Origin of the sequence: Lysobacter arenosi, from assembly GCF_016613475.2 — a bacterium.
Lineage (GTDB): Bacteria > Pseudomonadota > Gammaproteobacteria > Xanthomonadales > Xanthomonadaceae > Lysobacter_J > Lysobacter_J arenosi.
Genome location: NZ_CP071517.1, coordinates 2379779 through 2393971, shown reverse-complemented (window position 1 = coordinate 2393971; position 14193 = coordinate 2379779). Strand labels below are relative to the sequence as shown.

Here is a 14193-nt window from a genome sequence, read left to right as displayed (position 1 = left end):
GTCAGGCCGTGAACAAAAGCTGCACGGCGCGTTTCGCTCATTCAAAACGGATCGTGAATCGCGGAGCATCGAATCCTGATGATGAATACGCCTGAGATTGCGTGCAGCGAACGCAGATCAAACATTCAGTGAACCATCGCTCGAAATTGCGACGTGATGGTCTACGCAACGTGAAATGCGGCACCGCTTTCCGAGGCTATGCTCGGCCAGAACTCTCCAGGGTTGGACGAATGACATTGCTGAAGAGCCAAGACGCGCAGACGACACCATCATCCATCGAATCCGTATCGATGCCTTCCGGCGCGTGGGATCGGCAGAGCTTCTGGCAGTTTGCCGACGCGGCCAAGGAAGCGACGGAAGCACTGGCGGCGCAGAAGATGAAAGTATTGCCGCAGCTATCGATCGAGGATCTGCGCCAGGTTTGCGTGCAGTACCGGTTCTTCACCATCGACTACATCAGCGACCTGGCCCTGTTGCTGGCGAAGTTGCCGTTCGGTGGCCTGCGCAGCCTGCTCAGCGAGATCCTTGCCGAGGAACTGGGCGAAGGCGATCCGGACAAGGCGCATCCGGCGATCTACGACCGCTTCCTGACGACCATAGGTGTCGGGCCGGCGCAGCTGGAGCGATGCATTCCCGCCAATCGCAGGAACCTCGACAGCCTGACGCGGCAGCTGGGCGCGCGCAGCTCCGCGTTTGGCGTTGGCTTGCGCGGGATGGGCGGCGAGTGCCTTTGCCAGACCTATCTGTCGGTGCTGTTCGAACACCTCAAGACACATCCCTACATGGTCGAGAACGCCGAACGCATCGACTGGGAGTTCTGGACCATCCATACGGGGGAGCAGGACATCATCCACGGCGAGCTGACGCGACAAGCCATCGACGATTACATCCGGCACGAACCCGAGGCGCTGTCCGAGTTGGCCGACGGTTACGAATGCAGCATCACCGCATGGAACCTGTTCTGGCAGAACATCTTTGCAACGTGCACGATCCGGCCAGGCGCGGTGTCATGAACCAGGCGAGGCCGAGGGTGCCGTCCACAATCACGCAGTTCCACCTGGCGTTCCCGGTCCGCGACCTGGATGAGGCGCGCGGTTTCTATGGTGGCGTGATCGGCTGCCCGCAGGGCAGGAGTGACGTCAACTACCAGGACTTCGATTTCTTCGGCCACCACCTGGTCGCCCACCTCGGCGGCGACAGCCAGCCCGTGCTGGACAGCCGGTTCGACGGCGAAGCGGTGCCGGTTCCGCACTTCGGCATGAACCTGGACCGTGAGGCGTGGGAGACGCTGGCCAAGCGTCTCCGGGCAGCTGGCATCGCCTTTGCCGAGGAGCCGCACCTGCGGCTGAAGGGCAAGCCAGGCCAGCACGTGACGATGTTTCTCTTCGACCCTTCGGGCAATGCGCTAGAGTTCAAGTCGTTCGACGACCCGGAACAGACCTTCATCCCCTGAGGGCGCAAAGCCAATGCGTGACGTCTCCCCTGATGCCGTGCCCAGTGCGGGCGCGGCGCCACCTGTAGCTGCGAAATCCGCCGCTGCCCGCGATGACCGCCTGCATGTACTGCATTCCTGGTCGGCCCATGGCGCGCTCGATCCGCTCGTCGTCACCGGCGCGTCCGGTGTCCACTTCCACGACGAGAGCGGGCGACGCTGGCTCGACTTCTCCAGCCAGCTGGTCAACGTCAACGTCGGCCACCAGCACCCGAAGCTCATTGCGGCGATCAAGGCGCAGGCCGAGGTGCTGTGCACGGTCGCGCCGTACCACGCCAACCCCGCCACCAGCGAAGCGGCGCGGCTGATCGCCGAGGTGGCACCGGGCGACTTGAACCGGGTCTTTTTCACCAACGGCGGCGCCGAAGCGATCGAGAACGCGATCCGCATGGCGCGCCTGCATACCGGCCGCCACAAGGTGCTGACCGCCTACCGCAGCTACCACGGCGCCACCGCCGGTGCGATCACCGCCACCGGCGATCCGCGGCGCTGGGCATCCGAGCCCGGCGCGCCCGGCTTCGCCCGCTTCTGGGGACCGTATCCGTATCGCTCCGCATTCCATGCAGCCACCGCGCATGAGGAATGCGAACGCGCACTGGCGCACCTGGCCGACACGATCATGGTCGAAGGCGGGCAGGGCATCGCCGCGATCGTGCTCGAACCGGTGATCGGTTCCAGCGGCGTCCTGGTGCCGCCCGATGGCTACCTGCAGGGCGTGCGCGCGCTGTGCGACAAGCACGGCATCATGCTGATCGCCGACGAAGTCATGGTCGGTTTCGGCCGCTGCGGCGAATGGTTCGCGGTGGATCGCTGGAAGGTGGTGCCGGACCTGATCACCTTCGCCAAGGGCGTCAACTCCGGCTACGTGCCACTCGGTGGCGTAATCATGAGCGACGCCATCGCCGCCAGCTTCGAATCGCGCGCCTATCCCGGCGGGCTGACGTACTCCGGCCATCCGCTGGCGTGCGCCGCGGCCGTGGCGTGCATCGGGATCTACAAGGACGAGGGCATCATCGATCACGCCCGGCGTCTGGGCGACGAGGTGATCGATCCGGCGTTGCAGGCGATCCAGAAGCGACACCCCAGCGTCGGCGACGTTCGCGGGCTGGGTGTGTTCTGGGCGATCGAGCTGGTACGCGACCGCAATACGCGGGAACCGCTGGTGCCGTTCAATGCCTCCGGCGCCGACAACGCGCCGATGACCATGTTCGCGGCCGCCTGCAAGCAGCAGGGCCTGTGGCCGTTCGTGGTCGGCAACCGCCTGCACATCGCGCCGCCGCTGATCATCGACGAGCAGACCATGCGCGAAGGCCTGGCCATCATCGACGAGGCGCTGGCCACGGCCGATCGCTACTGCGTCGGATGAGGTGAAAGTGGTGGCCCATCGCCGCCCCGGATGGCTATGATCGGCCTCATGCCGTCACTGCTCGCAGCCGTTCTGGATTCGCTGGTATTCGTCGTCCTCGCCTGGTGCGTGTGGCGTGCGCTGGGCCGATCCATTCCCATCGCGGTGATCCCGATCATCATCGGGTTGGTGCTGGCGGGAACCGGAGTGATACCTGCCTCCTGGGGGCTGCCCTCCGCGATCGGCGAGGACATCGGTTGGCTCGGCGTGCTGCTGCTGGCCTTCGCGGCGGGACTGGAGACCCGGCAGGAGGCACACCTCCCGGCCAACCCGGGTGCAGCCTCGCAGGCGCGTCCGCGCAAGCGGCGCTTCCTTGCCAGCGCGGCGGTCGCGTTGCTGCTGCCATTCTGCGTCGGTACCGTTGCCGCCCATTTCTACTTCACCCGCTTACCCGGCTGGGCCGCGCCGAATGGTGGTGAGTGGCTGGGTTCGATCGCGATCGGGCTGTGCGTGGCGGTCAGCGCGCTACCGGTGCTGATCGGCATCGTTCGCGAACTGGGTCCCTTGCATCGTCGTCTCTCGCAGCTGGCATTGAGCATCGCGGTGATCGATGACGCCGTGCTGTGGATCGGTCTGGCAGCGGTATTGCTGGCTGCCAACGGCGGCTCGCTGCTGGACGGTGTTTCGGGCACGCAGGTGCTCGCGCTGCTGCTGCTCGTGGCGCTGGCGCTGATCGGCTCGACAGTAAAGCGCCTGGGCCTGTCGCCGCCGCGCTGGCTGGTGTGGGCGGCGTTGCCGGTGCTGTTGTTCGCGGGTTCCTGGTCGACGTCGCAGCTTGGTCTGCATGAGCTGCTCGGCGCCTATTTCGCCGGCGCGATGGTGCCGCAGGCGTGGTCGAAGCAGGTGCCGGTCGAGCGCATAGGCCAGTTCGCACTGCTCGCGCTGGCGCCGCTGTTCTTCGGCCATAGCGGCATGAAGATCGACGGCGACGTGCTCGGCTGGGCATCGCTACAGGCATCGGTCGTGCTGCTGGTGCTGGCGGTGACCGCCAAGCTCGCAGCGGTGCTGATCTGTCCGCCTGCGCCGCAGTTGCCGCGACGTGAGGCCCTGGCAGTTGGCGCGCTGCTGCAGTGCAAGGGCCTGATGGAAATCGTCGCGGCCACCATCCTGCGCGACAAAGGCCTGTTGTCGGAGCATGCGTTCGCGGCGCTGGTGACACTGGCCGTGCTGTCGACGCTCCTCACCGGCCCCGCATTCCGCTGGCTGGTAAGGCCACGGATGGTGGAATCTCCGAGCCGCGAGATGGCTTGAGGGGCTTGCGGTTGATTCTGCGGAGTGGCGTCGTCCGCCGACCCGGGGATTGCTCCGCCCCTTAGTCAGACATCCTGTCTGATGCGGGGCGCGGGACATCCATGTCCCGCTGCTGCGCAATCCCCGGCCCGGCGGACGACGCTTCGGCAATTCACTGCACTGTCTTCGTCCGAAGGCCGTCATTCCCGCGAAGGCGGGAACCCAGGGACGTTGCTCCCCGCTTGGTTTTCAAAGCCACGTGAGCCTTTCGCGGGCGTCCGGGACCCAGATCACCGAGCAGACGTGCGAATGATCGAGGGCACGGACACCGTCCAGGGGCCGGCACGGCGCGAGTCCGCCCGGCGCAGATGCATCACGCGGGCACTGCGCTCTCGCCACCAGTCGAAGTCAATAAAACAGTAGAAGCTTTCGGAAGGAGGGGGTGGGGTGTATTTCGCGAACAGTAAACGGAGCGAAGCGGAGGTTCGCGGAATACACCCCACCTCCTCCCCCCACAAACCAACCACGCAAAGAACAAGCCCAACAAAGACAAAGGCCCCTCGCGGAGCCTTTGTCGTTATCGGCGCAACGGCAACGCCTCAATGCCGCGGATGCGCCATCGCAGCACCTTCCGCCTGGCCCAGGTTCTCGACCACCCGCGACCCGCGCATGCCATACCACGCGATATACGCATAGCAGACCAGCGGCACGGCGAATGCCGCCTGGATGCCGATGCTGTCGGCCAGCCCGCCCTGCAGCATCGGCACCAGCGCACCGCCGACGATTGCCATCACCAGCAGGCTCGAGGCCTTGCCGGTCAGCGGGCCCATGCCCTCGATGGCCGAAGCGAAGATGGTCGGGAACATGATCGAGTTGAACAGGCCGATCGCCAGCACGCTCCACATCGCGATGTTGCCCTTGGTGCCCATCGTGGTCGCCAGCAGCACCGCGGCGACGACAGCGAACAGCGCCAGCAGCTTGCGCGCGTCGACCACGGTCATCAGTGCCGCGCCGATGAAGCGGCCGACCATGGCCCCGCCCCAGTAATAGACGAGATAGCGGCTGGCGGTGGCTTCACTCAAGCCGCCGATGTCGGGCTGGGCCATGTAGTTGATCAGGAAGCTGCCGATCGAGACCTCGGCGCCGACATACAGGAAGATCGCCAGCACGCCCCAGCGAAGGTGCGGATGCTGCAGCGTCTCGCGATACGTGTGGTGGTGCAGCTTGTCGCCGGCGTCGGTGGCCTCGCGCAACGACGGGATGCGCAGCAGCAGCACCAGGGCCGCCATCGCGAGCAGGCCGCCCGCCAGCAGCAGGTACGGCACCTGCACCGACTGCGCCTGCGTGGTCTTGTACGCGGCCACCGCTTCCGGCGCCATCGCCGCCAGCTGGTCCGCGCCGAGCACCGCGCCGGACAGGATCAACGGGCCAATGAAGAACGGAAAGACCGTCGTGCCCAGCGAATTCAGTGCCTGCGCCAGGTTGAGGCGGCTGGCCGAAGTGGCCGGGTTGCCGAGCAGGCTGATGTAGGGATTGGCGGCGACCTGCAACAAGGTGATGCCGCTGGCCAGCACGAACAGCGCCGCCAGGAAGACTGCATACGAAGGCAGTCGGGCCGCCGGATAGAACATGGCCGCGCCCACCGCCGCCGTCAGCAGGCCAACGACGATGCTCGACTTGTAGCCGATGCGCGAGACGATCGCGCCCGACGGCAACGACATCAGGAAGTAGGCGCCGAAGAAGGTGAACTGGATAAGCATCGTTTGCGCGTAGTTCATCGCGAACACGGCTTTCAGATGCGGGATCAGCACATCGTTGAGGCTGGTCATGCCGCCCCATGCGAAGAAGATCAGGCTGATCATCGCGATGGTGACGGGGGTGGACAGCTGGCGTTGGTTCATGTGGGCTCCGCTGACGAAAGGATGGGCCTAAGGGGCGCCCGGTGCGTTGCTGACCGCCGCCTGCTGCTGCCTGACGTGGGTCATGATGTTGGCGAAAGTATCGACCCAGTACACATCGCGGTGCCTGGCCAGGTAATCGAGCAGCTCCTGGTGTGCTTCGGCCGAGGTGGTGAGGTAGTCGCCGCCGACGCCGTGGAAGGTGAAGCTCACCAGGCCTTGCCTGCGCCTTGCCTCCTTCACCAGCGCGATCATGTCCTTGCCGCTCATGCCTTCGGTGGAGATTACCGTGACGGCGGCGGGGTCCATTCCGGCGACGTCGGCGGTGACGGCATGGCCGCCGACGCGAACGCCGACGAAGGCATCGGCGACCAGCGCCAGGTAGTTCTGGCCCTGGGCGACGGACTCGTTGCAGGGCAGCGCCATGGTGCGGACTGTCCTGCCGTCGATGGCGTTGAGCATGGTGTTTGCCAGCAGCACCTGGTCCTTCATCTGCTGCGCCGTGGTCGTGTCGAGGTCGCGCTGCGGCTCGACCCACTCGTGGCCTGGGGCCGAGCGCGAGCACTGGTGGAACAACGTGTGGTTGCCCAGCTCATGGCCGTTGGCCGCGGCCGCGCGCCAGTCGGCCAGGCGCGCGGCGACCGGCTTGTTGGCCATCACCAGGAAGAACGTCGCCTTGAAACCGTGCCTGTCCAACGCCGGGATGGCGATGTTGAGCTGCGAATCGAGCGCGTCGTCATAGCCCAGGCTGACTGCGGCCTGCCGTCCCTGCGGCCAGGCGAACGGTTCGGCGGCGATGGCGGCCTGCGAGCCGCCCAGTATCGCCAGCAGGGCCAGCGCCGCCGCAGCGGCGCGGACCTGCGGCCGGTTACGGTGCCGGGCCACAGTCGATCGCATTGGCTTGCTTCGCCGCGCCGGCGACCACCGCCACGCGGGTGAACGCAGCCGCGAACGGCGCCTTTGCTGAGACGCTGAAGGGCACGTCGACGGCACCGACGTCGACCTTCTGGTCAGCGAAGCATTTCAGCGGCACGTTGATCGTCACCTTCTTGCCGATGCCGGCCGCGATCAGTTGCGGCGCGATGTCGACGCTGCCCGAGACCTTGCCCGAAGTCATGCCCACCAGCACCGGCGAGGTCGGTGCCTTCTGCACGACGACGTCGAACTGCAAGCCGCCGCCGGCGAAGGCGAGTGCGTTGAGGTTGTTGGCGCCGGTGCTGCGCGCCAGCAGGCGTGCCGGTGCCAGCCAGGTCACCGACTTGGCGTCCTGCTGCGTGTTGACTTGCGTGGTGGCGACGCGGATCGCCGGCCTGGCCTTCGGCCACTCCAGCGTGTCGTTGAGCGAGGCACCGACCACTTGCGTGGCGCCGCCGGCTTCGACCTGCAGCTGGAACGGCGCGGCGTCGTTGGTGTTGAAGATCGGCAGCGACGTCGCCGGGCCGCAGGCATCGACGTCGGACTCATCCAGCTTCGGCACCGAAGCCGGCTTGGCATAGGTGAGGCCGTAGCCACGCGCGAACAGCGGCGGGCGCTTGGGATCTGGGCGGTTCTCCGGCGCAGGGCAGGCGACGCCTGGCCACGAGAACGACAGGCGACCACGGAAGTCGAAACGCTTCGACGCCACCAGTGCGTCGGCGACACCGCCGCCTTCAGAGCCCGGCAGCCACGCGGCGACGAAGGCATCGGACAGATTGATCAGGTCGTTGCTGTAGAGCGGGCGGCCGGACATGAAGACGGTCACCACCGGCTTGCCGTGCGCGGCGGCCGCCTTCAGCACCGCCAGGTCCTCGGGGTGGCGGCGGCTGTGCGCCATCGTGTCCGAGCCGATGATGTCGCCGTTGGTCTCGGCATACGGCGTTTCGCCGATCACCGCGACGACGACGTCGAACTTGCCCGGATCGGCGGCCGTGCCGGTCGGGTCGAAGGTCACGCGGTCCGCGCCGAGCGCCTCGCGCAGGCCGGCCAGCACGGTCTCGGCGTTGAGGTAGTCGGCGCTGGTGTTGTCGGTGCCCTGCCAGGTCAGTGTCCAGCCACCGGTCTGGTTGGTGTACCTGTCGGCGCTCTTGCCGACCACCAGCACGCGCTGGCCGGCCTTGAGCGGCAGCGCCTTGCGTTCGTTCTTGAGCAGCACCAGCGATTCGCGCACCGCCTCGCGGGCGAGCTCGCGATGCACCAGCGCGTCGGCCTTGCCGGCGTAACGCCCGTCGGACGGCTTGCGGTCAAACAAACCGGCACGCAGTTTCACGCGCAGGATCCGGGTGACGGCATCGTCGATGCGCGACATCGGGATCGAGCCGTCCTCGACCTGGGCGATGGTGTTGGCGATGAACGCCTTCCAGTCCTCGGGCACCATCACCATGTCAATGCCGGCGATGATCGCCTGCGGGCAGCTGGCATTGCTGCAGCCGGGCACCTGGGCGATGCCGTTCCAGTCGGAGACGATGAAGCCGTCGAAGCCGATCTTGTCCTTGAGCGCGCCGGTCAGCAGCGCCTGCGCGCCGTGCATCTTGCCGTAGTCAACGCCGCCGTCGACGTCGTCCCAGCTGTTGAACGAGGCCATCACCGTCTGCACGCCGGCGCCGATCGCGCCGTAGTAACCCTGGCCGTGGACGTTGATCATCTCGCTGCGCGGGATCAGCGCGTTGCCCTGGTCGCGGCCCATGTCGGTGGCGCCGTCGCCGATGAAATGCTTGGCCGTTGCCACCACGGTGCCGTCACCGCGCAGGTCGCCCTGCAGGCCGCGGATGTAGGACGCGGCATAGGCGTGCACGACCGCCGGGTCGGACGAGAAGCTTTCGTAGCTGCGGCCCCAGCGCATGTTCTGGGCGACGGCCAGGGTCGGCGCGAAGGCCCAGTCGATGCCGGTGGCGCGGGTTGCCTGTGCGGTGGCGTGGCCGATCTTCTCGACCAGCTCCGGGTCGTGTGCCGCGCCCAGGCCAATGTTGTGCGGGAACAGCGTCGCACCGACCACGTTGTTGTGGCCGTGCACCGCGTCGGTACCCCAGATCACCGGGATGGGCGTCTTGACCTGCGCGCTCATCGACGCCTGGTGGTAGCTGTCCGCCAGGGCCAGCCAGTCGGCGACGGTCGCGTGCTTGTTCATGGCCGGCCAGGAACCGCCGCCGTTGAGGACCGAGCCGATGTGGTAGCTGCGCACCTCATCGGGCGTGATCGCCTTGATCTCGGGCTGCGTCATCTGGCCGACCTTCTCGGCCAGGGTCATGCCGGCGAGGATCTGCCGGGCGCGCGCCTCGATGGCCGCGTCACGGGCGATGGCGCTGTCGACACGTGGCCAGTCCTGCAGGGCCGTCGCCTGCCCGGAGGACTGGTCGGCCGCAACTCCATTGCCGCCATACAGGAACAGTGCCGCACCGATCGCCAAAAGACTTGCTCCAACGAAAACTCTCGCCTGCACGTTCTGCTCCCCATGGACGATTCTGGCAGCGCAAGGCTGGCCGGGACCATGTCCGGCAGCCGCCGCGCCAGCGATTGACAGCGCTGTCAATACAAGCCGGCAATGCCCCTTGTCAATGTTCGCGACCAGCCATCGCATGGATATGCAAAGCCGTCGCGAAATAGCCCCCGGCGGCCCGGTCCTGGCTGCTGCGCCGCAGCAAGCCTTTGCGATGCATACTCTGGCCGCTCGGAGCCCATGTCCGGTCCTGTCATCGCGGACAGCCATGGTTCTGGCACCATCTGCCGCGTTCCGCCCCCTGGAGCATCCGCCGCTCAATGCGTATTCGAATCGAGGATGTCGCCGCCGCTGCCGGCGTGTCGATGAAGACTGTCTCGCGCGTGCTCAACAACGAGCCCAACGTGCGCGAAGAGATGCGCGAGCGCGTCATGCAGGCCGTGACCGAGCTGCAGTACAAACCCAATCCATCCGCGCGCAGCCTCGCCGGGCAGCGCTCTTACAGCGTGGCACTGGCCTACAACAACCCGTCGCGCAACTACATGATGGAAGTGCAGAACGGCATGCTCGAGGCCTGCCATGCCAGCAACTACAACCTTTTCCTGGCCGCGGTCAGCCTCGGCCGCGAGCGGGTCGCCGACATCCAGGGCCTGTTCCGCAACTTCGGCCCGGACGGCGTGCTGCTGATCCCGCCGCTGACCGACGACAAGTTGATCATCGACGAGCTGGAGAAGATGGGCGTGCCGTTCGCCTGCATCGCGCCCAAGAACGCCGCCGGCCGGATCGGCGTGGCGATGGACGAGACGACCGCGGTGCTGGAACTGATGGCCAAGCTGGTCGAACTCGGCCACACCCGGATCGGTCACATCAAAGGCGCCGCCGCGCACGGTGCCTGCCGCTGGCGATTCGACGGCTATCGCAAGGGGCTGCAGAACGCCGGGATCGAATTCGATCCGGAGCTTGTGGTGCAGGGCGCGTTCTCGTTCGAGTCCGGTTGCGCTGGAGCGCAGGAACTGCTCGACCTGCGCAAGCCGCCGACCGCGATCTTCGCCGCCAACGACGACATGGCGGCAGGCGTGATACGCGTCGCCCGCGAGCGCGGCTTGAACGTGCCGGGCGACCTGTCGGTGTGCGGCTTCGATGACACGCCTATTTCGCGGCACATCTATCCGTCGCTGACCACCATCCGCCAGCCCACGTCCGAGATGGGGCGACTGGCCACGCTGGAACTGCTGGCCAGGATCAAGTCGCCCGAAGCAGGGCGCATGTTGCGCGTCGACCATGCACTGGTCATGCGCGAATCGACGCAGGCGCCGTCGCGCCGCTGACGGATGTCGCGTGGTTAAAGACGCGATCGGCCACTCGATCGACGCGCGACCGTTCGAACACCACTCCCGTCAACTGCTGCGCATGACTGCTCGCGCGTGCATGCGTGTGCGCGCGTATGTGCGAGCGCGCACGAAGTGCACAAATGCTAGCGCTAACACTGACGCGACAATGCTTCGATTCGCGGGCAAGTCGGCCTGAATCGCTGCACTGCACAACGAAAAAACAACTGAAAAACAGCGGTATTCGATCAAAAAGAGTCTCCGGACAGGGGTGTGTTGACAGCGCTGTCAATCCGACGTCAAATCCCTCCGCACTGAACATGCGGGCAGCGTGGCGACGCCTGCAATCTCGATCGTGAATTCTGGGGAGGAGTTTCGATGAAGCAGTCGCGTGTCGCCCCCAAGCGCACACTTCTTACGTCCGCATTGCTGCTGGCGCTGAGCCAGCCGCTGTATGCACAACAAACAACCAACACCACCAACACGTCCGAAGCCGGGCAGCGCTCGGCAACGGTCGATGAGGACGCGCGGACGCTGGACACCGTCGTGGTGCAGGGCATCCGCGGAAGCCTGACCTCGTCGATGAACCTCAAGCGCGACTCGCAGGGTGTCGTCGACGGCATCGTCGCCGAGGACATCGGCAAGTTCCCGGACACCAACCTGGCCGAGTCGCTGCAGCGAATCAGCGGCGTGTCGATCGACCGCTCGCTCGGCGAGGGCGCGCGGGTCACCGTGCGCGGCATTGGCCCGGACTACAACATGGTCATGCTCAACGGACGGCAGATGCCGGCCTCGAGCAACGGCAACGGCGCCGGCGTCTCCAACTCGCGCGCATTCGACTTCGCCAACCTGGCGTCGGAAGCGATCTCCAGCGTCGAGGTCTACAAGACCAGCCGGGCCAGCATCCCGCCCGGCGGCATCGGCGCGACGATCAACATCCGCACCGCCAGGCCGCTGGAGTCCGAGCCGGTCATCAATGTCGGCATGAAGGCCGTGCACGACACGTCCAACGGCAACCTGCCCGATTCGCTGCAGGGCCACGACATCACCCCGGAAATCTCGGGCATCTTCAGCCAGCGCTACTTCGACGGTACGTTCGGCGTGGCCCTGACCGGCAGCTACCAGGAACGCGACTTCGGCTTCAGCCAGGTCGGCGTGCCCAACGGCTGGCGTCCGTTCCGCGGCGACGAGAACAACTGGGGCACGATTCCGCAGCCGGGCACGCCGGGTTCGGAGAACATCACCAACCGCCCCGGTCCGACCGACATCTACTCGGTTCCGCAGAACCTCAACTACAGCGTCAACGGCGTGCAGCGCCAGCGCACCAACGGCCAGCTGACCCTGCAGTGGGCGCCGGCCGACAACGTCACGACGACGCTGGACTACACCTACTCCGAGAACAAGATCCAGCAGCAGCGCAACGAGCTGTCGGTGTGGTTCAACTTCGGCCCGTCGGTCTCCTCCTGGACCGATGGCCCGGTGGCCGCGCCGCTGATCTACAAGGAAATCATCAACCCGGCCAACAGCGACGTCTCGATGGGCGGCATGCGCCTGGCCAACGTCAACGAGAACAAGTCGCTCGGCTTCAACGTCGACTGGGAAATCAGCGACGCCCTCGACCTGTCGCTGGACTACCACAACTCTTCGGCCGAAACGCGTCCGGACAGCCCGTGGGGCTCGGCTGGCGTGCTGGGCATGTCGGCGTTCGTGCGTGGCGACACCACGGCGGACTTCACCCGCGACTTCCCGGTGGTGACCATCGCGCTTCCGCCGGGCGTGTCGCAGGTGGAACCGTCGCAGGCGCTGGTATCGGGCTCGGTGTTCAACAACGCCTACAACAAGTCCGAGATCGAGCAGACCCAGGTCAAGGGCCGCTTCGAGTTCGGTGAGTACTCCGGACTGGACTTCGGCGCCTCCTACACCGACGTCGAGAACCGGACCGCGTTCGGCTTCATGCAGCGCGATACCTGGGGCGGCGTCGGCACCGCGGCGGACTACGACGACAGCATCTTCACCCCGGACAACATGGGTGAATACTTCGAGAGCTTCTCCGGGCATAACGCCCCGGCCTTCACCGACCGCTTCCTGCTGTTCGATTTCGATCGACTGCGCGCGCGGGCGGCCGAGCTGACCGGCCACCCCGAGTGGTACCGGGCACCGGAGGCGTTCACCCGCGACCTGCGCACGGAAGAGAAGTCCACCGGCGGCTACATGCAGTACACGACCACGTTCAACTGGTCGATGCCGCTGAACCTGGCGGCCGGCGTGCGCTACGAGAAGACCGAGGTGACGTCCTCGGCACTCGTGCCGACCGCCACCGGCATCTCCTGGAGCGCGGCCAACGAGCTGAACCTGAACTTCGGCGAGCCGGGCTTCGCGACGCTGCGTGGCGAGTACGACTACTGGCTGCCCAACCTCGACGCCAGCCTGGACATCACCGACAGCATCATCCTGCGCGGCAGCTACAGCCAGACCATCGGCCGGCCGGGCTGGGCGGACATCCAGGGCGGGCGCACGCTCGACCAGATCGTGCGCGTCGACGGCGGCACCGGCACCCAGGGCGATCCGTCGCTCAAGCCGCTGGTGTCGGACAACTTCGACCTGTCGTTCGAGTGGTACTTCGCCGAATCCAGCTACGTCTCGGTGGGCTACTTCCGCAAGGACATCGAGAATTACATCGGCACCTCGCAGATCATCGACGTGGGCGGCAGCGACGGCGAGACGCCGTTCAACCTGCACACGCCGGTCGGCGGCGGCTACTGGAACGCGGCACTGGCCAACGGTTGCCCGCAGGCCGACGTGGTCTGCATCCGCAACTACATCCTGGGCAACTTCAACGGCCAGCCGGGCGTGACCAGGACGGGCACGGATGCCAACGGCAACGCCACCGGCACGATCAACGGCCTGTCCAGCGATCCGCTGGCGAGCTTCAGGATCACCACGCCGGCCAACAAGCAGGACTCCACGCTCGACGGCTGGGAATTCAACGTCCAGCACGTGTTCGGCGAGACCGGCTTCGGCGTCGCCGCCAACTACACCATCGTCGACAGTCCGGACCTGAACTACGACAACGCAGTGCTCGGCGGGCAGTTCGCCCTGGTCGGCCTCAGCGATTCGGCCAACCTGGTGCTGTTCTACGAGAAGTACGACTGGTCGGTCCGCACGGCCTACAACTGGCGCGACCAGTTCCTGTCGGCGGTGTTCGACGGCTCGGGCATTCCGAACCCGAACTACGTCGATGACTACGGCCAGCTCGACATCAGCATCGGCTACCAGATCAACGACCAGATGTCGGTGCAGTTCGAAGGCATCAACATCACCGACGAGACGGTGCGGGTGTTCGGCCGGAATGAGCGGCAGACGCTGTTCGCCACGCAGAACGGTCCGCGCTACATGCTCGGATTCCGCTACCAGTTCTGATGTGCGAA

At 66.1% G+C, this 14193-nt stretch carries 9 protein-coding genes; 6 read left to right on the top strand and 3 right to left on the bottom strand.

Annotated elements, in window-relative coordinates; genetic code table 11:
- Nucleotides 1-128: 128 nt before the first annotated feature.
- The 4 genes from HIV01_RS11180 to HIV01_RS11165 are packed head-to-tail and all read left to right on the top strand — an operon-like array spanning nt 129 to nt 4148.
- Nucleotides 129-1013: an iron-containing redox enzyme family protein gene (locus HIV01_RS11180; RefSeq protein WP_200607127.1), complete on the top strand. Its 885-nt coding sequence runs from the start codon at nt 129-131 to the stop codon at nt 1011-1013.
- Between the two features lie 17 nt (nt 1014-1030).
- Nucleotides 1031-1453, top strand: coding sequence for a VOC family protein (locus HIV01_RS11175; protein ID WP_245156782.1), 423 nt, complete (start codon nt 1031-1033; stop codon nt 1451-1453).
- A gap of 13 nt (nt 1454-1466) precedes the next feature.
- Nucleotides 1467-2858 (top strand): aspartate aminotransferase family protein, encoded by a 1392-nt coding sequence (locus tag HIV01_RS11170; protein WP_200607123.1) that lies wholly within the window; start codon nt 1467-1469, stop codon nt 2856-2858.
- A gap of 48 nt (nt 2859-2906) precedes the next feature.
- Complete coding sequence (locus HIV01_RS11165) at nt 2907-4148, top strand: cation:proton antiporter (RefSeq protein ID WP_207526930.1); 1242 nt, start codon at nt 2907-2909, stop codon at nt 4146-4148.
- A 578-nt stretch (nt 4149-4726) separates the two neighbouring features.
- Here HIV01_RS11165 and HIV01_RS11160 read toward each other — a convergent pair.
- The 3 genes from HIV01_RS11160 to HIV01_RS11150 are packed head-to-tail and all read right to left on the bottom strand — an operon-like array spanning nt 4727 to nt 9407.
- Nucleotides 4727-6028 carry a sugar MFS transporter gene (locus tag HIV01_RS11160; protein WP_200607119.1) on the bottom strand — a complete coding sequence of 434 codons (1302 nt, stop codon included), beginning with the start codon at nt 6026-6028 and terminating at the stop codon, nt 4727-4729.
- Nucleotides 6029-6055: 27 nt separating this feature from the next.
- Nucleotides 6056-6922 (bottom strand): polysaccharide deacetylase family protein, encoded by an 867-nt coding sequence (locus tag HIV01_RS11155; RefSeq protein ID WP_200607117.1) that lies wholly within the window; start codon nt 6920-6922, stop codon nt 6056-6058.
- Nucleotides 6894-9407: a glycoside hydrolase family 3 protein gene (locus HIV01_RS11150; protein WP_245156781.1), complete on the bottom strand. Its 2514-nt coding sequence runs from the start codon at nt 9405-9407 to the stop codon at nt 6894-6896. The genes HIV01_RS11155 and HIV01_RS11150 overlap by 29 nt, the downstream gene beginning before the upstream one ends.
- Before the next feature lie 350 nt (nt 9408-9757).
- Here HIV01_RS11150 and HIV01_RS11145 point away from each other — a divergent pair, with 350 nt between their 5' ends.
- Nucleotides 9758-10765, top strand: coding sequence for a LacI family DNA-binding transcriptional regulator (locus HIV01_RS11145; protein ID WP_200607113.1), 1008 nt, complete (start codon nt 9758-9760; stop codon nt 10763-10765).
- Between the two features lie 378 nt (nt 10766-11143).
- Entirely contained in the window at nt 11144-14185 is a 3042-nt protein-coding gene (locus HIV01_RS11140) for a TonB-dependent receptor (protein WP_200607112.1), read from the top strand.
- Nucleotides 14186-14193 lie beyond the last annotated feature (8 nt).